Raw genomic sequence first — 20267 nt, 5'->3', positions numbered from 1 at the left:
CGCTGATCACAATTTGCAAAAGCACTTGTCGCCTTGCCCCGCTTCTGCCATCGAAACCCGCGATTGATGTTGATCATCCGCAACCGAGGCAATATCGCTTTACCCATGCACGCATATGCCAATCCCGCCCGTTTCCTGTCACTCGCCAGGCCGCTGACGCCGTTTCTGCTGTTCGGCGGCATCGCCATGGTATTGGCTGCCTGCGTCTGGGGTCTTTGGGCGACGCCGGCCGAGCGGTTGCAGGGTGATACGGTAAAGATCATTTTCGTTCACGTGCCGATGGCGTGGCTCGGCATGGCCGGATGGTCCGGCATTGCTATTGCCAGTGTGTCTGAACTGATCTGGCGGCATCCGCTGGCGTCGCACGCGGCGCGCGCGATTGCGGTTCCGGGTGCTTTGTTTTCCCTTTTATGTCTGATCACCGGATCGATCTGGGGGCGTCCGGCATGGGGCACCTGGTGGGTCTGGGATGGTCGTCTGACCTCGATGCTGGTGCTGTTCTTTCTCTATCTTGCCTATATCGTGCTGGCCAACGAGACGAGCAAGGCCAATGGCCAGAGCCGGATTGCCGCAATTTTCGGTGTCGTCGGTATCGTCAATCTACCGATCATCCGCTTTTCGGTCGAATGGTGGGAGACCCAGCATCAGGGCACGAGCATCAGCATCATGGGAAAATCGACCATCGATGCTCTCTATTTATGGCCTCTATTGGTTTCGGCGATAGGTTTCTCTCTGCTATTCGGCGCGATTGTGCTTATGCGGATGCGCGCCAGTCTGGCGCAAACCAAAGTCGATGCCCGGCTGAAAAGGATGGCAGCCGAATGAACCACTGGCCTTTTGTCTTTGCATCTTATGCCATAGTGCTGATTGGCACGGCAGCGGTTATCGTGAACAGTTTTGTTGCGATGCGCCGGGCGGAACGGAAGGCAGAGCAGTTGAGTAAGCGGAAATGAAAGCAAAACATCAAAGATTGACTCTGGTTCTACTGGCGGTGGTTGCACTGATCGGGGCCGGTTCGCTGGCCGCCTATGCGCTGCAGGACCAGGCGAGCTATTTCTACACCCCGTCGGATATTGCGGAAAAGAAACCGGAAGCAGGTTCGGCTATTCGCCTTGGCGGCATGGTCGAAGAGGGTTCGATCCAGCGCTCGGCTGACGGTGTGACGGTAGAATTTATTGTGCAGGACGGTACCGCGCGGCAAAAGGTCACTTATACCGGCATTACGCCCGATCTGTTTGTCGAGGGTTCGGGTGTCGTCGCCGACGGCCGGCTGGACGCCAACGGCATGTTTGTCGCCGAGACTTTGCTCGCCAAACATGATGAAAATTACATCCCACGAGAGCTGGAAGGCATTGATATGACATCCGGCAAGGATAAAACGGAGACGCTGGTCCAATGATCGCCGAAGCTGGTCTGATCGCGCTATGGCTTGCCGCTGCGCTCGCGCTCCTTCAATTTGCTCTGGGCGCGATTGGTTTGCGCACTGGACGACAGGAATATTTTGCAGCAATCCGGTCTGTAACGGTCGCGCAGGGCGTGTTTGTTGCCTTGTCATTCCTGCTCCTGATCTGGCTGTTCTTGCGTTCCGACATGTCGGTCCGGCTGGTCGTGATGAACAGCGTTTCGGTGAAGCCTTTCATTTACAAATTCTCCGGAACCTGGGGCAATCACGAAGGATCGATGCTGCTCTGGGTGACGGTGATGGGTGTGGCCGGCGCCTTTATCGCATTATTCGAACGCTCGCTGAAAACCAGAACGCTGGTCGCAACTCTGGCGGCACAGGCTTTTATCAGTCTGGGATTTTATGCTTTTCTGTTGATATCATCCAATCCGTTCGAGCGGATGTTTCCGGTACCGGCGGACGGCCAGGGTCTCAATCCACTGCTGCAGGACCCCGGTCTCGCTTTTCATCCGCCGACGCTTTATTTCGGCTATGTCGGACTTTCGGTAGCCTTTTCCTTCGCAGTCGGGGCGATGATCACCCGCGATGTCGACGCGGCCTTTGCCAAGGCGATGCGGCCATGGGTGCTGGGCGCCTGGATATTCCTGACGCTTGGTATTACGGCGGGCAGCTATTGGGCCTATTACGAACTGGGCTGGGGCGGCTGGTGGTTCTGGGACCCGGTCGAGAATGCCGCGCTCATGCCTTGGCTGGCAGCGACAGCGCTGCTCCACTCGGTAACCGTTCTGGCGACACGCGACGGATTGCGCGCGTGGACGCTGATGCTGGCTGTGGTCGCTTTCTCGATGTCGATGATCGGTACATTCCTCGTACGCTCCGGCATTTTGACCAGCGTTCACGCCTTTGCCGTCGATCCGGAAAGAGGCAGCTTCATTCTGGCTCTGCTCGCCATTTATATCGGTGGCGCCATGGCTTTGTTTGCGTTGCGCGTCAGCACCGTGAAAGAAGGATCGCGGTTCGAACTGGTCAGCCGGGAAGGGGCGCTGGTCGCCAACAACCTACTACTATCGGTTATTTTGGCGCTGGTGTTCATTGGTACGCTCTATCCGTTGCTGGTCGAAGCATTGACCGGGGACAAGCTGTCCGTCGGCCCTCCCTATTTCAATCTGGCGACCGGACCGCTAGCGCTGATGCTGGTCGCGGTGATGGCGGCCGGCCCGCTGTTGCGCTGGCGACGGGATAATCCGAAGACATTGTTAAACCGTATTTCGATTCCGATATTGATCACTGCTGCTGCCCTGTTTTCACTGGCTTTGTTCACCACCGGCATGTCGGTCCTCGCGTTGCTCGGACTGGCACTGGCAGCCGGTGTCGCGGTGGCCAGTTTCGCGCCCTTGTGGAAGCGTAACCTGCGGCGCACACCGCTCCACACCTATGGCATGGTCCTTGCCCATTTCGGCATCGCGGTCGCTCTGGTCGGCATGGCTTGCGATAGCAGCTTTACCGAAGAAAATCTGGTAGCGGCAAAGCCGGGTGACGAAATTTCCATCAACAAATGGAAATTGAAATTTGAAGCAATCGAACCGATGGCAGGTCCCAACTGGACCGCGCTAGAAAGCCGGATTACTGCGCAATATGGCGACGGAACGGTGCATGAAATCAAGCCGCAGAACCGCATGTTTCCTGCAGCCCAGACCCAAACCAGCGAAGCCGCTTTGCTAACGCGCTGGAACGGGCAGCTTTATGTGGTGCTGGGTGATGGGGACAGCGAGGGGCGCTGGCAGATTCGGGTCTGGTGGAAGCCATTTGTGACATGGATCTGGTACGGTGGAATATTGATCGCGCTGGGTGGATTTATGGCCATGGCCGGCCGGTTGCGGCGCGGCTATAAACAGCGCAAGCAGCGGGAATATGCCGAGGCTATGGTATGAACCGCTGGTTGCTCTGGTTGCCGCTCGTGCTTTTCGGCATTTTCTTCGCCGCAGTCGCGACCGGTCTGATCATGCCCAAGGATAATATCATCGAGAGCAAGATGGTGGGTAAGCCGATGCCCGCATTTGCCTTGCCAGCTGCGGTTGAGCAGCGGCCTGGCGTTAGCAGCGCCGATCTCACGAAGGGCAAGCCGACATTGCTCAATATCTTCGCTAGCTGGTGCGTGCCTTGTATTGCGGAAGCTCCACAATTGTTGGCGCTGCAGAAGGCCGGGGTCGAGATCAACGCGATCGCCAGCCGCGATACGCCCGAAGATATCGCCAATTTCCTTAACCGCTGGGGCAATCCTTATGCCCGGATCGGTACCGATACGACCAGCAAGGTGCAGCTTGAACTCGGTTCATCCGGCGTTCCGGAGACTTTCGTGATCGATGGCAATGGCATCATCGTCCACCAGCATATCGGAGATATCCGCGAAGAAGATGTTCCCAAGCTTCTGAAATTGCTGGAGGACGCGAAATGAAGCGTTTCCTCGCTCTGCTGATCATCATGGGTCTTGCGGTCCCGGTCGCCGCACAAACCGGCTTGCCGCCTGCGCCTTATGCCAACCGGCAACTGGATGACCCGCAACAGGAAGCCGCCGCGCGTGACCTGATGGATGAACTGCGCTGTCTCAAATGCCAGAGCCAGTCGATTGCCGACAGCAACGCGCCGATGGCCGGTGATATGCGCAGCCAGGTGCGGGAGAAAATTGCAGCCGGGGAAAGCCCGGAAGCCGTCAGAAGCTGGCTGGTAGAACGCTATGGCAACTGGGTGTCCTACAATCCGCCGATAGCTTCGGCGGTCACATGGCCGCTATGGATGGCGCCGATCATCCTTCTGCTCGCCGCCTTGTGGCTGGCGCGCGGGCGTTTCCGCAAACCCAAGGATGATGAATGATGGGCTGGATCATAATTTTTGTATTTGTACTGGTTTGTGCTGCTGCGCTGATCTTCTTGGGCAAAATGCCTCGCGCCACATATGAAATTACCGCTGCCGCGCTGTTGCTTGGTATTGCGGGCTACGCCTGGCAGGGCCATCCCGGCATGGCCGGGGTCTCGGTCGAGCCGACCGAAAAGCCCAATAGCTTTGACGATGATACAATCGATGCACGCAACGATATGGGCGAACGTTTCGGAACCGCGCGGGAATGGCTGGTCTTTTCCGACTCCCTCAATCGTCAAGGCAAGCATGGCGCGGCCGCGAATTATTTGCGCAACGGGGTGCGGGAACATCCCGATGATCCCGACCTGTGGGTCGGACTGGGCAATGCGCTGGTCGTACACGCCGATGGCGTGATCACGCCGGCCGCGCAATTCGCCTTTCAGAAAGCCGCCGATCTGTCACCCGAACATCCCGGACCACCGTTTTTTCTGGGGCTTGCTTATGCGCAGTCTGGCAAGATTGATCAGGCGCGGGCTATCTGGACCGAATTGTTGGCCCGGAGCAGCGAAGATGCCCCGTGGCGAGCGGATCTCGAGTCGCGACTGGCGACGATGGAAAAGATCCAACCATCGCTCCCCGTCGAGCCCGGATTGCCAACTGAGCAGTAAAAAACCTTGTGATATGAACGAGTTGATATTAGCTGCCCGTCGCTTTGTTGCACCCGCTAATGGCCCGTGCTAATCGCGCGCGCTTGCTGACACGAATGCCAGTAAATAGCTTGTTGTGTCCAAATTGATCGGGGTATCGCCTTAACGGCTAACCAATGTCTGCAGAACAAACCGAAAGTGCAGAATCGTCAGGCAGCACGGTGCAAACGCACGGGTCGCCACAGCGAAACACTGCCATAGCCAAGCTTGCCGCAGGCGCGATCGGGATCGTGTTCGGTGACATTGGTACAAGCCCGCTATACGCGTTTCGCGAAACGTTTATCGGTGCCCACCCGCTGGAACTGGACCGTATCCATGTTCTCGGTGTGGTCAGCCTGATTTTCTGGTCGATGACGCTGGTTGTGACGATCCAATATGTCAGCATCACCATGCGCGCGGACAACAAGGGGCAGGGCGGCAGCCTGGCACTAGTGGCGCTGATATCCGGCGTGATGCGACGATCAAAATATGGCTGGCTGGCGATATTGCTCGGCGTATTCGCGACGGCGCTGTTTTACGGCGACAGCATGATCACGCCGGCTATTTCGGTTCTGTCGGCGGTCGAAGGTCTCGCCGTCGTGCAGCCCGGATTGGGCCATCTCGTCATTCCGATCGCGCTCACCCTGTTGGTAATGCTGTTCCTGATCCAGTCCCGCGGTACCGCCAAAATCGGCGCGCTGTTCGCGCCGGTGATGTTCGTTTATTTTGCCGTCATCGGCACGCTGGGCATCATCCAGATTATCCAGCATCCTTCGATTCTGTTCGCTTTCAATCCCTGGTATGCCGTCCAGTTTTTCATCACCGACGGGGTGAAGGCGTTTCTGGCCCTCGGCTCTGTTGTTCTCGCGGTTACCGGATCCGAAGCCCTGTTTGCCGACATGGGCCATTTCGGCAAAAAGCCGATGCGGGTTGCCTGGTATGGTTTCGTGATGCCGGCTTTGCTGTGCAATTATTTCGGCCAGGGCGCGATGATCCTGTCTCTGGATGCCGTGGGCGCGACCGAAGCGATCAAAAGCCCGTTCTTCATCATGGCGCCGGAAGTGCTTCGTCTGCCGCTCGTGATACTGGCGACCATGGCGACATTCATTGCCAGCCAGGCTGTTATTTCGGGCTCTTTCTCGGTGACGCACCAGGCTATCCAGCTCGGCTTTATTCCGCGTCTGACGATCAAGCACACCAGCGCGTCGGAAGCGGGCCAGATCTATATCCCCTTCGTCAACTGGGCGATCATGATTGCGGTGATCCTGCTGGTGCTGACCTTCCAGAGTTCGAGCAATCTGGCCTCGGCTTACGGGATAGCGGTTACCGGCGCGATGTTCATCGACACCTGCTTGCTGGCTATCGTGATGGTGGTTCTCTGGAAATGGAAATTGTGGATTACCATTCCGCTGCTGGCCGTTTTCTTCATTGTCGATGGCGCCTATTTCGCGGCGAACCTGACCAAGGTTCCCGATGGCGGCTGGTTCCCGCTGGCCGTTGGCGGTGTCGCTTTCATCATCCTGACGACATGGGCCAAAGGGCGCCAGATCATGCGTAAAAACATGGCGGAAGCGGCCATGCCGATCGAGATATTCACGAAATCAGCCGCCAACAGCGCTACCCGGGTCCCCGGAACGGCCATTTTCATGGCGTCCTCATCCGCTGGCGTACCATCGGCGCTGCTTCATAATATCAAGCATAACAAGGTCATCCATGAACGGGTGGTCATTCTCACCGTCAACATCAACGATGTTCCGACGGTCGACGCCAACAAACGCTGCGAAGTGAAGGATCTTGGCAACGGTTTCTATCGTCTCATTCTCCATTTTGGCTTCATGCAGGAAACCGATGTGCCCGAGGCTCTGAAAGCGGTGAAGGGCTGCGGCATGGAATTCGACATGATGACGACAAGCTTTTTCCTGTCGCGCCAGACCTTGCTGCCGTCGAAAAAACCCGAGATGATGGTCTGGCGAGAGAAGCTCTTTGCCTGGATGTTGCGCAACGCTGCGACCGCAATGGAGTTTTTCAAGCTGCCCACCAACCGGGTGGTAGAGCTCGGGAGCCAGATGGAAATCTGACGGCGTCGCCAGCCGGCCTTTGACGGCTTTGCGCCGCGTCAAATATTCGGTGGCCTATCGGGGCGCTGTCTACTAAATAGCGGCCATCCGATTCTCGCTACAGGAAATGCCCATGCGCATCGCTATTGCCTCTGATCATGCCGCTCTGGATATGAAGGCCGCTCTGGTCGACTGGCTGAATGACGCAGGCCATGATGTTACGGACCTCGGGCCGATGACCGGCGACAGCGTCGACTATCCCGATTTTGGCTATAAACTGGCCGCCGAAGTGGCATCGGGCCGCGCCGAACGGGGCGTAGCGCTCTGCGGTTCGGGTATCGGCATCTCGATCGCCGTCAACCGCAATCCCGCCTGTCGCTGCGCGCTGGTTTCCGAAAGTCTGTCAGCCAGACTATCGCGGGAACATAATGACGCAAATGTGATCGCCATGGGCGCAAGGCTGGTCGGCATCGAAATCGCAAAAGACTGTCTCGACATCTTTTTGAAAACCCCATTTGGCGGCGACCGGCATCAGCGCCGGGTCGATAAATTGTCCGCCCCCCAAGTTGAAGGATTAAGCGCATGAGCAACGTTGCCGATATACAGGATGTCAGACAGACCGGTTTCTTTGACTTTTCGGTGGATGAAAGTGATCCGGCGGTTGCCGGAGCGATCAATTCCGAATTGGCACGTCAGCAGAACCAGATCGAACTGATCGCTTCTGAAAATATCGTTTCCAAGGCGGTGCTGCAGGCGCAGGGCTCTGTCTTCACTAACAAATATGCCGAAGGCTATCCCGGACGCCGCTATTATCAGGGCTGCGCGCCGTCGGATGCGGTCGAGACACTGGCGATCGAACGCGCCAAGCAGTTGTTTGATTGCGGCTTTGCCAATGTGCAGCCGCATTCCGGAGCGCAGGCCAATGGCGCGGTGATGCTCGCGCTGGTCAAGCCGGGCGACACCATTCTGGGCATGTCGCTGGATGCCGGAGGCCATCTGACCCATGGCGCCAAGCCGGCCCAGTCGGGCAAATGGTTCAACGCAATCCAATATGGCGTGAATGATGACGATCATCTGATCAACTATGAAGAAGTCGAAGCGCTCGCCCGAGAACATCAGCCGAAATTGATCATCGCCGGTGGTTCCGCCTATCCGCGCCACATTGATTTTGCCAAATTCCGCGCGATTGCCGACGCCGTCGGAGCCTTGTTCATGGTCGACATGGCGCATTTCGCCGGACTGGTTGCCACCGGCCTGCACCCCAGTCCGCTGGGCTATGCCGATGTCGTCACCACCACGACCCACAAAACCCTGCGCGGACCGCGCGGCGGCATGATATTGACCAACGACGAAGCCATTGCCAAGAAAATCAATTCTGCGGTTTTCCCTGGTCTCCAGGGCGGCCCGTTGATGCATGTGATCGCTGCCAAAGCGGTTGCCTTTGGCGAAGCACTCCGTCCCGAATTCACCAGCTATTGCGCTGCGGTGATTGAAAATGCGAAAATTCTGGCTGCAACGCTGAAAGAACGCGGCGCCGACGTGGTGGCTGGCGGTACGGACACCCACCTCGCGCTGATCGACCTATCACCTCTGGGAATCACCGGTCGTGATGCCGATGAAGCGCTCGAACGGGCAGGGATCACCTGCAACAAGAACAGCATCCCCAATGATCCACAGCCACCGATGAAAACCAGCGGTATCCGGGTCGGATCGCCCGCCGGTACGACCCGCGGCTTTGGTCCGGCAGAGTTTAAACTCATTGGCGATATGGTCGCGGATGTGCTGGACGGGCTGCGCGAAAAAGGCGAGGGCGGTGATCCTGGGATCGAAGCAGATGTGCGTGAGCGGGTACAGGCGCTTTGCGACCGTTTCCCGATTTACCAGGATTGATCGGAACAGCATAACATGCGTTGCCCTTTTTGTGCCCATGACGACAGCCAGGTCAAAGACAGCCGTCCGACCGAGGACAATACAACGATCAGACGCCGGCGTCAGTGCGAAGGCTGTGGCGCGCGGTTCACGACCTTTGAACGCGTGCAGTTGCGTGAAATAACGGTGGTCAAAAGCGAGGACCGCAAGGAACCGTTTGACCGGTCGAAGATCGATCTGTCGGTATCCCTCGCTTGCCGCAAACGCGGTCTGGCGCAGGAGCAGATGGATCAGCTCGTTTCGGGCATCCAGCGCCAGCTGGAAACTAGCGGCGAAACCGAAATTCCTTCCAAGCGAATTGGTGAAATGGTGATGGACGGCCTGAAGGCGCTCGACAGCGTCGCCTATATCCGCTTTGCTTCGGTCTACAAGGATTTCACCGAGGCCAAGGATTTCAAAGAATTTGCCCGGAGCGTGAAAGACGTCGACGGAGCGTGAGCAACCAGCCCGCAATCATATTGGTGAACCCGCAGCTCGGTCAAAATATCGGCAAGGCCGCAAGGGCGATGCTGAATTTTGGCCTGACCGAGATGCGCATTGTCAAGCCGCGGGACGGCTGGCCCAATCCGGATGCCGGCCCATCGGCTTCCGGCGCGGATCTGGTTCTGGAACAGGCGCAGGTCTTTGAAACTACCGCCGAGGCGGTGGCTGACTGCGCTCATGTCTATGCAACAACCGTCCGCAAGCGGGGGATGACCAAGACGGTGCTTACACCTTGGGAAGCGGCCGAAGACATGGCGCAAGCGAGCGGCAAATGCGCGATATTGTTCGGACCGGAACGGGCGGGTCTGGAAGTTGTCGACGTCGAATTGGCCCGCAAGATCATTACGGTACCGATCAATCCGGAATTCGGATCGCTCAATCTGGCCCAGGCGGTCATCCTTGTGGCTTATGAAATATCCAAAATGGACAGCGTCGCCAATGTCCAGCCGACGCTGGAAAAGAAACTGGCTGAACCGGCTCCGCAGAAAGAGCTGGATATGTTTTATGAACATCTCGAGCGGGCGCTGGACAAGAACGGCTATTTCTATCCGGCGGAACGGGCTGGAGCGACGAAAGTGACGCTTCGCAATATGCTGACCAAACCGGCATGGACGAATGAAGAGGTCAAGACCTGGCGTGGGGTTATATCTTCGCTGGAACGGCCACCACGCAAGGATAAAGCTGAAAAGCCCTGATGACAGGCGCTATTTGCGCAGCTGGTCCCATTTCTGCAATTCGTAGCTGATCGATGTTTCCACCAGCATTTCCCAGATCGCGGCCATCGTCGGGACCGGAATCCCGGCTTCTTCTGCCAGATGTTTGACATTCTGAAGAACAGCCGCCTTGCGCGCTTCATCACGCACGACGTTGCGATCCTGTTTGATCCGGGCGGCTGCATCCATGCAGGCAAAACGCTGGGCCATCAGAGCGATGATTTCCGAGTCGATACGGTCCACTTGTTCGCGGACATCGGTCATGGTTTCCATGGGCGGCAAGGGCTTGGGATCATTCATGCCAGCCCATTAATCATCACGAGACAGAGAGTCGAGACCTGCCAGTCATATTGGCAAGATTTTCGCGGCCTAACGATGTTGACAATCGCAGCTTTGCTCGCCATAGGCCCGCTCTTGCAATTGGCTCCGCACCCCGGTGAAGCGGTGGCCGCATCAAAATCAAGGTTTTGATGGTGCGTTCCGGGAAGACTTAGAAACAGCAAATGAGGAGTCATTCATATGACCAAACGTACCAGTTCCAAATATAAGCTCGATCGCCGTATGGGCGAGAATATTTGGGGTCGTCCCAAATCTCCTGTCAATCGTCGCGACTATGGCCCAGGCCAGCACGGTCAGCGTCGCAAGGGCAAGCTTTCCGACTTCGGTATCCAGTTGCGCGCCAAGCAGAAGCTCAAGGGCTATTATGGCGATGTGACGGAAAAGCAGTTCCGTCGCGCTTATAAAGAAGCCGCAGCGATGAAAGGCGATACCAGCCAGAATCTGATCGGCCTGCTCGAGCAGCGTCTCGATATGGTTGTCTATCGCGCCAAATTCACGCCGACCATCTTTTCTGCCCGTCAGCTCGTGAGCCACGGACATATCCGGGTAAACGGCGTCAAATGTAATGTTGCATCGCGCAAGGTTGTACCGGGCGACGTGATCTCTCTGAGTGCCAAGGCACAGGAAATGCTGCTCGTTATCGAAGCGCAGAGCCTGCCAGAGCGTGATATTCCTGAATATGTTACGCCAGATGGCACGGACAAGGTAACCTATGTCCGCATCCCGACACTGGATGAAGTACCTTATCCGGTGACAATGGAACCCAATCTGGTCGTCGAATTCTATTCGCGCTGATTGTTTTCAACGATATTTACGAAAAAGGGCGGCTCCAACGAGCGGCCCTTTTTTTTCGCGTTCCATATCTTTCCCGTGCTGCGATGGATGGTAACGCGATGGGTGAACCGTTCGCTTCTTGCCTTGCTGAAACGCGTCTGGCATTGAGCAGCTAATGTTTTTTGAAACAGAGAATTTTAGAAGGATAGCTATATGTTGAAACGATCGCTTTGGGCGTTGCTGGCGCCATCGCTGGTACTGGCCGGTTGCACGAAAATTGATGAAGGCGATGCCGCTGTCGCGCTGCCCGAAATCGCGGCACCCGAATTGTCGGTCGAGACAATGAAGTCGATCACTGAAGAGCTTTCTTCTGACGCCTATGAAGGCCGGGCACCCGGCACGCCGGGCGAGGAGAAAACCCTTGCGCTGCTGACCAAGAAATTTGCCGAAGCCGGACTGGAGCCGGGCAATGGCGATAGCTGGTTCCAGGATGTACCGCTGGTCGGGATTACCTCGAAAAACATGTCTCCCCTGAAAATCAGCGGCGGAAAGAGCGATTTGTCTTTTGCTTTTGGCAGTGACTATGTCGTCTCGAGTTATCAGGAGCAGCCGAAGATCGACGTTGCCGGTAGTGACATGGTGTTTGTCGGCTATGGCATCAACGCTCCCGAGCGCGGCTGGAACGATTATGCCGGGGTCGATGTCAAAGGCAAGACCGTCGTTATCTTGGTGAATGATCCCGATTTCGGCACCGAAAGCCTTGAAGGCGAATTTGGTGGCCGGGCGATGACCTATTACGGGCGCTGGACCTATAAATATGAAGAAGCGGCACGGCAGGGCGCTGCGGCGGCTTTGATCATCCATGATACCGATCCGGCAGCTTACGGCTGGAATGTTGTCGAGTCGAGTTGGACCGGAGAACAATTTTACGCCCAGTCGGCCAATGGCGGCGCGGACCAGACCAAATTGAACGGCTGGATCCAGAAGGATGCTGCGGCCAAGATTTTTGCGGCAGCCGGGCATGACCTGACCGCGCAAATGGCGGCGGCGAAGAAAAAGGGTTTCAAGGCGATTGACCTGAAACTGAAAGCATCCGCTTCGCTCGAGAATGACATTAAGAAAACCGACAGCAAGAATGTTGTCGGTATTTTGAAGGGCAAGACCCGTCCCGACGAATATGTGATCTATACCGCGCATTGGGACCATCTCGGTCGCTGCAAGCCGGCACCCGATGGCGATGATATCTGCAATGGTGCGGTCGACAATGCTACCGGTACGGCGGCGTTGGTCGCTCTGGCGGAAGCCCATGTCAAAGCCGGCGCGCCGGATCGCAGCATTATCTTCCTTGCCGTAACCGCCGAGGAGTCTGGTCTACTGGGTTCGGCTTATTATGCGCAAAATCCGATCTATCCGCTTAGCAAGACCGTTGGCGGCGTGAACATGGATGCGTTCGGCATGGCCGGACCCGCCAAGAATGTGATTGTGGTCGGTAAAGGGAAATCCGGGCTGGATCGCTATCTTGAAGCGGCACTGACCGGGGATGGCCGCGTGGCCGAAGCCGAACCGACACCGGAGAAGGGATTCTATTATCGTTCCGATCATTTCAGCTTCGCTAAGCTTGGCGTGCCGATGATCTATTTCGAAGGCGGCGAGGATCTCGTCGACGGTGGCCGGGAAGCCGGTGAAGCGATTTCGAAAGACTATACCGAAAACCGCTATCATGGCCCGAAGGACGAATATGATCCGAACTGGAACTGGGACGGCGTGATGGGCGATCTGAAGATCTATTATACCGTCGCGCGGATGTTGGCAATGACCGAAGACTGGCCGAACTGGAACGATGGCGACGAATTCCGTGCAACGCGGGACAAAAGCCGCGCCGGCAACTGATTCCGGACGACACGCATGACGAGATGGCCCGCAGAGTGGGAACCGCATCAGGCGGTATGGATCGGCTTTCCCGGCGATCCGGCGGAATGGCCGGTGGGCCGGGAGGCGGCGCAACGCGAAGTGGCGGCCTTTGCCAATGCGGTAGCGGATGACGGCGCTGGCGAGAAAGTTGTTCTCGTTTGCCGTGATACTGCGGACGCAGATGTCGCGCGCGGACTGGTCCAGTCGTGCGTGGACGTGGTTGTCGAACCCTTTGGCGATGTCTGGCTGCGCGATAGCGCGCCGGTTTTTGTAGCGGGCCAGAAGGGCCTTGATGGCCGGAACTTTCGCTTCAACGGCTGGGGCGGCAAATATGAAATGGCCGGTGATCAGGATATCGGCGAGCGGCTGGCGAGGCGGTTCGACCTGCCGGTCAGCGACCAAGGCTGGATATTGGAAGGAGGCGCTATCGATGGCGATGGCGCTGGCCGACTGATCACGACTGCGCAATGCGTGCTCAACTCCAATCGCAATGACCGGTTTGGTAAAGAGCAGGTTGCCGAACGGTTGCGCGATGCTCTGGCGGTGCAGGATATCTGCTGGCTCGGAGACGGGCTGGCTGCCGACCATACCGATGGCCATGTCGACAATCTCGCCCGTTTCGTTGCACCTGGCACGGTCGCAATCCCGCAAGCAGACCAATCGGATGATCCCAACGAAGCGATCTTTGACGATGCAGCAGCGCGAGCCGCTTCATCGGGCTTGCAGGTCGTGCGCTTGCCATCGGCGGGGCGATATGAAGTCGACGGTGACATCGCGCCGGCCAGCTATATGAATTTCTATATCGGTAATACGGTTGTGGCGGTTCCCCAATATGGGGCTGCAAACGACAGCAAGGCGGTCGACAAGATCGCCGCGCTGTTTCCTGATCACAAGGTGATTGGCCTGTCCAGCAAAGCGCTGCTCCGCGGCGGCGGCAGTTTCCACTGCATTTCTCAACAGATTCCGCAGCAAGCGTAACCCGATTGCTGATTTGAGCGAACCTCTGTCTGGACGGCGCAAGCTTCTACCAGTTGAGAGGACGATTGATGACGGACGGAATTCTGAGCGTATTGAGCGCACTGACCTATATTTTTATCCTGCTGCTCGGGCTGGGAATGGCCGCTGTCGTTATCCTGTTCATTATCGATATCACGCAGAAGCAGGATGCAGTGCGGCGGAACTATCCGGTTATTGGCCGCTTTCGTCATATTTTCTCCACTCTTGGTGAATTTTTCCGGCAATATTTCTTCGCCATGGATCGGGAAGAAATGCCGTTCAATCGGGCCGAACGGGAATGGGTGACACGGGCCGGTAAAGGCATGGACAATACGATTGCATTCGGATCGACCAAGAATCTGGATCCCGCCGGCACGGCGATTTTTGTCAATTGTCCATTTCCGACGCTTGAGACCGATGCAGCGGAAACCACGACATGTGTCATCGGGGAATATTCCAGACATCCTTACGAAGCCACATCCTTCTTCAATATCTCCGCGATGAGCTTCGGCGCCTTGTCCGTTCCTGCGGTTCAGGCGCTTTCACACGGTGCAAAAATGGCGGGTTGCTGGATGAATACAGGGGAGGGCGGTCTGTCGCCTTTTCATCTGGAAGGGGGCTGCGATATTGTTTTCCAGATCGGCACCGCGAAATATGGCGTGCGCGATGCGGATGGCAGTCTGAGCGATGACAAGCTGCGAGCGGTCGCTGCGCACGAACAGGTCAGGATGTTCGAGATAAAGCTGTCGCAAGGCGCCAAACCAGGCAAGGGCGGGATATTACCTGGCGAGAAGGTGAACCGGATGATCGCGGAAATCCGCGGCATAACCGAGGGGCAGCCGAGTATATCGCCCAACCGCCATCCCGAGATCAACAGCGTCGATCAATTGCTCGATTTCATCCACCACGTACGGGAAGTGACCGGCAAGCCGACTGGTATCAAGGCTGTGGTCGGTGCTTATGGCTGGCTCGAGCAATTGTGCGAAGCCATCCACGAGCGCGGGATCGAGAGTGCTCCGGACTTTTTCACGCTGGATGGAGGGGATGGCGGCACAGGTGCAGCGCCAATGCCGCTGATGGACAATGTCGGATTGCAGTTGAAGGAAAGCCTGCCGATGCTATCCGATATCTTCCACCGCTATGGCTTGCGCGACCGGATCAAGATTATCGCCTCGGGCAAACGGATCACACCGTCCAGCGCCGCCTGGGCAATTTGTGCGGGCGCCGATTTCGTAAACACAGCGCGCGGGTTCATGTTTTCGCTCGGCTGTATCCAGTCGCTGAAATGCAACAAGAATAGCTGCCCGACCGGGATTACCACCCACAATCCGCGCCTGCAGCGCGGTCTCGATCCGCAGGACAAGAAAGTGAAAGTCGCTAATTACTGCAGGAATATTGTCCACGAAGTGGAGGTGATCGCGCATAGTTGCGGCGTTGACGAGCCGCGGAAACTTGGCCGGAAACATGTCCGGATTGTGCAGGATACTGGAAATTCCGTGCCTTTTGACGAATTATACCCGAGGCCAGACGTCCTGATGCAATATAGACCGTCTATGGATAGGGCTCTATAAAACATATTGAGTCCGGGCTATCTTCGCATAGACTAGCAGGCAGGAAGAACAGATCCCGACTATTTTAGAGGAACAAGATGATGAAAAAATTACTGATGGCGAGCGCCGCGCTGGCAATGCTGGGAACGGCCGTTCCGGCGGCTGCCGACCAACAGGCAAAAAATGGTGCTGCGATGACCGATGCCGGCCTGCAGACGGTATTGTCGCATAATCGACGCGCCGACGACAAGGCCCGCGATGTTTATCGCCATCCTGCACAGACGCTTGCTTTCTTTGGCGTCAAACCCGGGCAGACCGTCGTCGAATATGGACCCGGCGGTGGCTGGTATACGCGCGTGTTGGCGCCCTATCTGGCCGCTAGCGGGCAATATGTTGCGATCAACGCCGACAGTTCCGACAGCAGCTTTCCGGATCGTGCCCGCGAAGCACGGACCAAGGGCTGGCCTGAGAGTTTCCCGGCGACAGCAGCCAAGTGGACAGGCGTTGATGCCGGCAAGATACTCGCCTTCGAAAGCGACGAAATGCCGGACGAGATGAAGGGCAAGGTCGACCGGATACTGATCTTCCGCTCCTTGCACGGCATGCTCAACGGCAGCCGGGCCGACTCCGAACTCCGCGCCTTGCGCGACATGCTAGCCGATGACGGCATGGTCGGGATTGTCCAGCACCGCGCCAAGAAGGATGCCTCCTACGCCATGTCCAACGGCTCGAAAGGCTATCTGAAACAGGGGTCGGTCGTAGCCCTGTTCGAACTGAACGGTTTTGAACTGGTCAGCCAATCCGAAATCAACGCCAATCCGGCTGATATGTCCGATTATCCAGGCGGCGTGTGGACTTTGCCGCCGGTGCTGTCGTCAGGCGATACCGACAAAGCCAAATATGAAGCTATCGGTGAATCCGACCGGATGACATTATTGTTTAAGAAGCGCCCTTAAGCCGCTAATGGGGCTGCTATGACCAATATATCCGTAGCAGCCCTGCAGCTGCCCCTGGGCGGCGATGAACAGACAAATATCTATGCCGTCAGCGGCCTGATCGCCGAAGCGGCGGAGCAGGGCGCGCAGATCATCCTGCCCCCCGAGCTGTTTGCCGGTCCCTATTTCTGCAAGACCGAGGACGAGGCGCTATTCGCTCTGGCCCAGCCAGTGGGCGAGAGCACCCCGGTGCTCGCCATGCAGAAGCTCGCCAGGCAATATGGCGTTGCCATCCCCGCCAGTTTCTTCGAACGCGACGGACCGCATCATTATAACAGCCTTGCGATGATCAATCCCGATGGCGAGATCATGGGCGTCTATCGCAAAAGCCATATTCCCGACGGTCCCGGTTATGAGGAAAAATTCTACTTTCGCCCCGGCAATTCAGGTTTCAAGATCTGGGACGTGTTCGGCACCCGGATCGGCGTCGGCATCTGCTGGGATCAATGGTATCCGGAGACCGCACGGGCAATGGCACTGATGGGCGCGGAAGTCCTCTTCTATCCCACTGCGATCGGTTCGGAACCTTATGACGCAGACCTAGACACCAGCCGGATGTGGCGGCGGGCGATGCAGGGCCATGCCGTGAGCAATTGCATGCCGGTGGTCGCGAGCAACCGCATCGGTGTCGAAGAGGAGCAGGCCTTTTACGGACACAGTTTCATCACCAATGAATGGGGTGATCTGGTGACGGAATATGGCTCGCAGGAAACCGGCGTTCTGACAGCATCATTCGATCTCGATCAGGCGCGCAAGCACCGCGCTGGCATGGGATTTTTCAGGGACCGGCGTCCGGAGCTTTATGGGCGGTTGGCCGAGGATAAATAGGCCGCCTGCTCGAACACTTCCTCAAACATCTCCACTGTCAACCGCCGTGTATTCACATTATACCGGCTGCAGTGATAGCTGTCGATCAGGGTGCGGCCATCGGGTAGCTCGTGCTTTGCGCCATGGGCGAACTTATGGTCTGCGAGCTTTGCGCCGGACAGGCGAATGATGCTCTCGTGAGCGACCCTGCCTAGTGCCAGGATGATTTTCAGATCTGGCAATCCGTCCAACGTCTTCGCGAGATAAGGTCGGCAATTGCTGATCTCGGCGCCAGTCGGCTTGTTCTCCGGCGGCAGGCATTTGACGGCGTTGAGAATGATTGCGCCGTTCAGGGTGATCCCGTCGGTAGGGGCATTGGCAAACACACCATCGACAAATCCGAATTTGGTCAAAGTGGCGAATAGCATCTCGCCCGAGGCGTCGCCGGTAAACGGTCTGCCGGTCCGGTTGGCGCCTTCTGTGCCGGGCGCGAGGCCTACCACGGCGAGCCATGCCTTCGGGTCACCAAAGGCGGGGACGGGTGCGTTCCACCAGTCCGGATGGTCCTTGCGCAAAGATTTCCGCAGGCCAACCAGTCTCGGGCAGCGGCGACAGCCTTTCGGGGCTTCTGCAAAAAGAAGGGGGCTATGATCGCTCACAGCCCCCGCCTAATTTCAAACGGACTTGTCGTCCAGATGATTAGTCTTTCAGTTCAGCCGGAACGATGCCGCCGGCTGCAGCGATCTTGTTCATGACCTGCTTGTGCAGCAGGATATTGTCTTCCGCAGACCCGCTATAGTCGCTGTTGCCGAGTTCCTGCGCCAGTTCCTTGCGGTTGCCATAGCTGGCATCGATCTGGACGAGTTTCATCAGGTCGACAATCGAAGTGCGCCAGTTGAGCTTGTCCGAGCCCGGGATGCTGTCGAGCCGTGAGGCAACGTCTACTTCGCTGATCGCCGCTCGTTCAGTCGGGGCTGCTGCAACCGGTGCAGCTTTGACTTCGGGTTCTGCTGCTTTGGCTTCGCCGCCAAAAATCGCGTTCTTGATTTTTCCGAAAATGCTCATGTCTTGTTCCTTTATATATTAGGGGCCTTGCGTTCCGCTTTCACGTGACCGCGCCCTTGAATAGATATCTCGGTGCTAGCCGGTGCGGAGTCAATTGCCGCTCTCCGGCAACGACGCTTATCCGCCATCCCCAATGTGTAAACACTCGTAAATCCGCGGATTGGCCGGTTTCTGTCGCGAAAATATGCTAAGGTCCTGACAAGTAAAGAATCGAACCATGCCGTCATGGCAATGAAGGAGAGCGACGATGAATATTATGGATATGTTGCAGCAGTCGGGTGGCATCGGCACGATGGCCAAGGAACTGGGTGTCAACGAAAGCGTCGCACAAGCGGGCGCCGCAGCATTGCTGCCTGCCATATTGGGCGGCTTCAAGAAGACGACCCAGGCGCAACCAAGCGGCCTCGACGGGCTAGGCGGATTGCTCGGTCAGCTCGGTGGTGGCGGACTGCTCGACAGCGTGCTGGGTACGCAGCCCACGCCGGTGGACAAGGGCAATGAAGTGCTCGGCCAGATATTCGGTTCCAAGGAAGTCAGCCGGACCGTCGCAGCCGGCGCAGAACAGCAGACGGGGATCAGCAGTGATTTGCTCAAGAAAATGCTGCCGGTCGTTGCGATGATGGTGGCCGGATATATGGCCAAGGAAAGCTCGGACAGCGCCGGTAGCGGCAGCGGACTGGGCGGCCTGATCGGCGGTTTGCTCGGCGGCGGCAGCAAGGCGTCTTCGGGAGGTCTTGGCGGTATCGCCTCGATGCTCGACCTGAACGGCGATGGCAATCCTCTGGATGACATCATCGGCATGGCCGGCAAACTGGTCCGCTAAACCGACTTTTATTGAAGGATATAAATTATGAGCATGCTCGAAAAAATCATGGATATGCTGCCTGAGAATTTCAGTATCGACGACATTGCGGAAAAAGCCGGAATGACGGCGGAGGAAGCCAAAAAGGGCGGTGAGGCGCTGTTCGCAAAATTGCGCGACGGCAGCACCGACAAGATGACCGCAGTCAAGGAAGCCGCCGCCGAAGCTGGTGTTGATGCCGAAAAGCTCAAAGGCCTGTTGCCGGCACTGGCAGAAAAAGCCGGACTTGATGGCGAGGGAAGTCTGATGGACAAGCTGACCGGCGATGACGGTATACTGGGCAAGGTCACCGGATTTCTGGATCGCGATGGCGATGGCAATCCGCTCAACGACATTACCAATATGGCCAAGGGTTTCTTCAAGAAATAGGTTTGGATTCCAATATTGCGGTGTCTTCCAGCGCTTCCAGCCGGAGGACACCGCCTTCTACCGCTGCAACCTTTGCAACGGTCCCTTTTTTCATGTTCGGCCCTTTGGCTTTCCATTCGCCATCGGCGACCTTCACCCGTCCGCTGGTGGCAGAAACCGCCTCCACAACGGTTACAGTCCGTCCGACCAGTTGCGCCGAACGGTTGTTGAGCAGCGGGCTTTCGCTTTCGACATTGTGCGTCAGATACCAGCGCCGCCCGCCGAGCACCGCGGCTATCGTCGACAGGCCAAATACGGTCAGCTGACCGGCAAAGGTCATGTCGATGAACAGCGACAGGATTCCGGTCACAGCCGCTGCTGCCGCCACCCAGATCAGGAAGACGCCGGGCACGAACAGCTCCGCCAGCGCAAGCAGCGCGGCTAGGCCCAGCCAGACATATTCCGGGTTGCTGATCGTGAAGTCATCCATTGCT

General features: G+C 57.2%; 24 protein-coding genes. 20 read left to right on the top strand and 4 right to left on the bottom strand.

All coding sequences use genetic code 11. From position 1 onward, the window contains the following. Positions 1-105: 105 nt before the first annotated feature. From ccmC to AAC060_RS10690, 12 genes are all read left to right on the top strand, one after another. The gene (gene ccmC / locus AAC060_RS10745) at positions 106-825 is read left to right on the top strand and encodes a heme ABC transporter permease CcmC (RefSeq protein ID WP_339825971.1); all 720 of its coding nucleotides are present in this window, start codon (positions 106-108) and stop codon (positions 823-825) included. Next, positions 822-953: a heme exporter protein CcmD gene (locus AAC060_RS10740; RefSeq protein ID WP_339825969.1), complete on the top strand. Its 132-nt coding sequence runs from the start codon at positions 822-824 to the stop codon at positions 951-953. Before ccmC ends, AAC060_RS10740 begins: the two co-directional genes overlap by 4 nt. Then, on the top strand, positions 950-1399 hold the full coding sequence (gene ccmE / locus AAC060_RS10735) for a cytochrome c maturation protein CcmE (RefSeq protein ID WP_339825967.1): 450 nt from the start codon (positions 950-952) through the stop codon (positions 1397-1399). Before AAC060_RS10740 ends, ccmE begins: the two co-directional genes overlap by 4 nt. Then, a complete protein-coding gene (locus AAC060_RS10730; RefSeq protein ID WP_339825965.1) occupies positions 1396-3333 on the top strand; it encodes a heme lyase CcmF/NrfE family subunit in 1938 nt (645 codons plus the stop codon). The genes ccmE and AAC060_RS10730 overlap by 4 nt, the downstream gene beginning before the upstream one ends. Beyond that, entirely contained in the window at positions 3330-3857 is a 528-nt protein-coding gene (locus AAC060_RS10725; RefSeq protein ID WP_339825962.1) for a DsbE family thiol:disulfide interchange protein, read from the top strand. Before AAC060_RS10730 ends, AAC060_RS10725 begins: the two co-directional genes overlap by 4 nt. Next, positions 3854-4273: a cytochrome c-type biogenesis protein gene (locus AAC060_RS10720; RefSeq protein WP_339825960.1), complete on the top strand. Its 420-nt coding sequence runs from the start codon at positions 3854-3856 to the stop codon at positions 4271-4273. The genes AAC060_RS10725 and AAC060_RS10720 overlap by 4 nt, the downstream gene beginning before the upstream one ends. Beyond that, positions 4270-4926 carry a tetratricopeptide repeat protein gene (locus AAC060_RS10715; protein WP_339825957.1) on the top strand — a complete coding sequence of 219 codons (657 nt, stop codon included), beginning with the start codon at positions 4270-4272 and terminating at the stop codon, positions 4924-4926. Before AAC060_RS10720 ends, AAC060_RS10715 begins: the two co-directional genes overlap by 4 nt. Positions 4927-5081: 155 nt before the next feature. Next, entirely contained in the window at positions 5082-7022 is a 1941-nt protein-coding gene (locus AAC060_RS10710) for a potassium transporter Kup (RefSeq protein WP_339825954.1), read from the top strand. Between the two features lie 112 nt (positions 7023-7134). Further along, positions 7135-7587, top strand: coding sequence for a ribose 5-phosphate isomerase B (gene rpiB, locus AAC060_RS10705; RefSeq protein WP_339825952.1), 453 nt, complete (start codon positions 7135-7137; stop codon positions 7585-7587). After that, entirely contained in the window at positions 7584-8891 is a 1308-nt protein-coding gene (gene glyA / locus AAC060_RS10700) for a serine hydroxymethyltransferase (RefSeq protein WP_339825949.1), read from the top strand. Before rpiB ends, glyA begins: the two co-directional genes overlap by 4 nt. A 15-nt stretch (positions 8892-8906) precedes the next feature. Next, positions 8907-9368, top strand: coding sequence for a transcriptional regulator NrdR (gene nrdR, locus AAC060_RS10695; RefSeq protein ID WP_339825947.1), 462 nt, complete (start codon positions 8907-8909; stop codon positions 9366-9368). Continuing rightward, positions 9365-10108: an RNA methyltransferase gene (locus tag AAC060_RS10690; protein WP_339825945.1), complete on the top strand. Its 744-nt coding sequence runs from the start codon at positions 9365-9367 to the stop codon at positions 10106-10108. Before nrdR ends, AAC060_RS10690 begins: the two co-directional genes overlap by 4 nt. Positions 10109-10117: 9 nt before the next feature. On the opposite strand, the gene AAC060_RS10685 is transcribed toward AAC060_RS10690, so the two are convergent. Beyond that, a complete protein-coding gene (locus AAC060_RS10685; RefSeq protein WP_339825943.1) occupies positions 10118-10426 on the bottom strand; it encodes a chorismate mutase in 309 nt (102 codons plus the stop codon). 219 nt (positions 10427-10645) lie between these two features. On the opposite strand from AAC060_RS10685, the gene rpsD reads away from it, so the two are divergent. The 6 genes from rpsD to aguB all read left to right on the top strand — a co-directional run bounded on the left by rpsD (position 10646) and on the right by aguB (position 17519). Further along, positions 10646-11260 carry a 30S ribosomal protein S4 gene (gene rpsD, locus AAC060_RS10680; RefSeq protein WP_339825940.1) on the top strand — a complete coding sequence of 205 codons (615 nt, stop codon included), beginning with the start codon at positions 10646-10648 and terminating at the stop codon, positions 11258-11260. Positions 11261-11452: 192 nt separating this feature from the next. After that, on the top strand, positions 11453-13129 hold the full coding sequence (locus AAC060_RS10675; RefSeq protein ID WP_339825938.1) for a M28 family metallopeptidase: 1677 nt from the start codon (positions 11453-11455) through the stop codon (positions 13127-13129). Positions 13130-13144: 15 nt separating this feature from the next. Then, positions 13145-14128 carry an agmatine deiminase family protein gene (locus AAC060_RS10670; RefSeq protein ID WP_339825936.1) on the top strand — a complete coding sequence of 328 codons (984 nt, stop codon included), beginning with the start codon at positions 13145-13147 and terminating at the stop codon, positions 14126-14128. A 68-nt stretch (positions 14129-14196) separates the two neighbouring features. Then, positions 14197-15717 carry an FMN-binding glutamate synthase family protein gene (locus AAC060_RS10665; RefSeq protein ID WP_339825934.1) on the top strand — a complete coding sequence of 507 codons (1521 nt, stop codon included), beginning with the start codon at positions 14197-14199 and terminating at the stop codon, positions 15715-15717. A 77-nt stretch (positions 15718-15794) separates the two neighbouring features. Further along, positions 15795-16652: a hypothetical protein gene (locus AAC060_RS10660; protein WP_339825932.1), complete on the top strand. Its 858-nt coding sequence runs from the start codon at positions 15795-15797 to the stop codon at positions 16650-16652. Positions 16653-16670: 18 nt separating this feature from the next. Further along, complete coding sequence (aguB, locus tag AAC060_RS10655; protein WP_339825930.1) at positions 16671-17519, top strand: N-carbamoylputrescine amidase; 849 nt, start codon at positions 16671-16673, stop codon at positions 17517-17519. Here the strand turns inward: aguB and AAC060_RS10650 are convergent. Together AAC060_RS10650 and AAC060_RS10645 are read right to left on the bottom strand one after the other, a co-directional pair. Further along, positions 17492-18157: a uracil-DNA glycosylase gene (locus AAC060_RS10650; RefSeq protein ID WP_339825928.1), complete on the bottom strand. Its 666-nt coding sequence runs from the start codon at positions 18155-18157 to the stop codon at positions 17492-17494. The genes aguB and AAC060_RS10650 overlap by 28 nt on opposite strands. 40 nt (positions 18158-18197) lie before the next feature. Further along, positions 18198-18563, bottom strand: coding sequence for a DUF3597 domain-containing protein (locus tag AAC060_RS10645; protein ID WP_339825926.1), 366 nt, complete (start codon positions 18561-18563; stop codon positions 18198-18200). Between the two features lie 247 nt (positions 18564-18810). Here AAC060_RS10645 and AAC060_RS10640 point away from each other — a divergent pair, with 247 nt between their 5' ends. Beyond that, positions 18811-19386, top strand: a complete 576-nt coding sequence (locus AAC060_RS10640; RefSeq protein WP_339825923.1) for a DUF937 domain-containing protein — start codon at positions 18811-18813, stop codon at positions 19384-19386. Between the two features lie 27 nt (positions 19387-19413). Then, positions 19414-19794, top strand: coding sequence for a hypothetical protein (locus AAC060_RS10635; protein WP_339825920.1), 381 nt, complete (start codon positions 19414-19416; stop codon positions 19792-19794). Here the strand turns inward: AAC060_RS10635 and AAC060_RS10630 are convergent. Continuing rightward, entirely contained in the window at positions 19784-20263 is a 480-nt protein-coding gene (locus tag AAC060_RS10630) for an NfeD family protein (RefSeq protein WP_339825917.1), read from the bottom strand. The two genes, AAC060_RS10635 and AAC060_RS10630, sit on opposite strands and share 11 nt — an antisense overlap. Positions 20264-20267 lie beyond the last annotated feature (4 nt).

The sequence above is a fragment of the uncultured Parasphingorhabdus sp. genome (assembly GCF_963975555.1).
Classification (GTDB): domain Bacteria; phylum Pseudomonadota; class Alphaproteobacteria; order Sphingomonadales; family Sphingomonadaceae; genus Parasphingorhabdus.
This window is presented reverse-complemented; position numbering and strand designations above follow the sequence as displayed.

Bases quoted from the DNA above. Each gene is read 5' to 3' on its own strand.
- ccmC (WP_339825971.1), top strand. From the start codon at position 106: ATGCACGCATATGCCAATCCCGCCCGTTTCCTGTCACTCGCCAGGCCG.
- AAC060_RS10740 (WP_339825969.1), top strand. From the start codon at position 822: ATGAACCACTGGCCTTTTGTCTTTGCATCTTATGCCATAGTGCTGATT.
- ccmE (WP_339825967.1), top strand. From the start codon at position 950: ATGAAAGCAAAACATCAAAGATTGACTCTGGTTCTACTGGCGGTGGTT.
- AAC060_RS10730 (WP_339825965.1), top strand. From the start codon at position 1,396: ATGATCGCCGAAGCTGGTCTGATCGCGCTATGGCTTGCCGCTGCGCTC.
- AAC060_RS10725 (WP_339825962.1), top strand. From the start codon at position 3,330: ATGAACCGCTGGTTGCTCTGGTTGCCGCTCGTGCTTTTCGGCATTTTC.
- AAC060_RS10720 (WP_339825960.1), top strand. From the start codon at position 3,854: ATGAAGCGTTTCCTCGCTCTGCTGATCATCATGGGTCTTGCGGTCCCG.
- AAC060_RS10715 (WP_339825957.1), top strand. From the start codon at position 4,270: ATGATGGGCTGGATCATAATTTTTGTATTTGTACTGGTTTGTGCTGCT.
- AAC060_RS10710 (WP_339825954.1), top strand. From the start codon at position 5,082: ATGTCTGCAGAACAAACCGAAAGTGCAGAATCGTCAGGCAGCACGGTG.
- rpiB (WP_339825952.1), top strand. From the start codon at position 7,135: ATGCGCATCGCTATTGCCTCTGATCATGCCGCTCTGGATATGAAGGCC.
- glyA (WP_339825949.1), top strand. From the start codon at position 7,584: ATGAGCAACGTTGCCGATATACAGGATGTCAGACAGACCGGTTTCTTT.
- nrdR (WP_339825947.1), top strand. From the start codon at position 8,907: ATGCGTTGCCCTTTTTGTGCCCATGACGACAGCCAGGTCAAAGACAGC.
- AAC060_RS10685 (WP_339825943.1), bottom strand. From the start codon at position 10,426: ATGAATGATCCCAAGCCCTTGCCGCCCATGGAAACCATGACCGATGTC.
- rpsD (WP_339825940.1), top strand. From the start codon at position 10,646: ATGACCAAACGTACCAGTTCCAAATATAAGCTCGATCGCCGTATGGGC.
- AAC060_RS10675 (WP_339825938.1), top strand. From the start codon at position 11,453: ATGTTGAAACGATCGCTTTGGGCGTTGCTGGCGCCATCGCTGGTACTG.
- AAC060_RS10670 (WP_339825936.1), top strand. From the start codon at position 13,145: ATGACGAGATGGCCCGCAGAGTGGGAACCGCATCAGGCGGTATGGATC.
- AAC060_RS10665 (WP_339825934.1), top strand. From the start codon at position 14,197: ATGACGGACGGAATTCTGAGCGTATTGAGCGCACTGACCTATATTTTT.
- AAC060_RS10660 (WP_339825932.1), top strand. From the start codon at position 15,795: ATGATGAAAAAATTACTGATGGCGAGCGCCGCGCTGGCAATGCTGGGA.
- aguB (WP_339825930.1), top strand. From the start codon at position 16,671: ATGACCAATATATCCGTAGCAGCCCTGCAGCTGCCCCTGGGCGGCGAT.
- AAC060_RS10645 (WP_339825926.1), bottom strand. From the start codon at position 18,563: ATGAGCATTTTCGGAAAAATCAAGAACGCGATTTTTGGCGGCGAAGCC.
- AAC060_RS10640 (WP_339825923.1), top strand. From the start codon at position 18,811: ATGAATATTATGGATATGTTGCAGCAGTCGGGTGGCATCGGCACGATG.
- AAC060_RS10635 (WP_339825920.1), top strand. From the start codon at position 19,414: ATGAGCATGCTCGAAAAAATCATGGATATGCTGCCTGAGAATTTCAGT.
- AAC060_RS10630 (WP_339825917.1), bottom strand. From the start codon at position 20,263: ATGGATGACTTCACGATCAGCAACCCGGAATATGTCTGGCTGGGCCTA.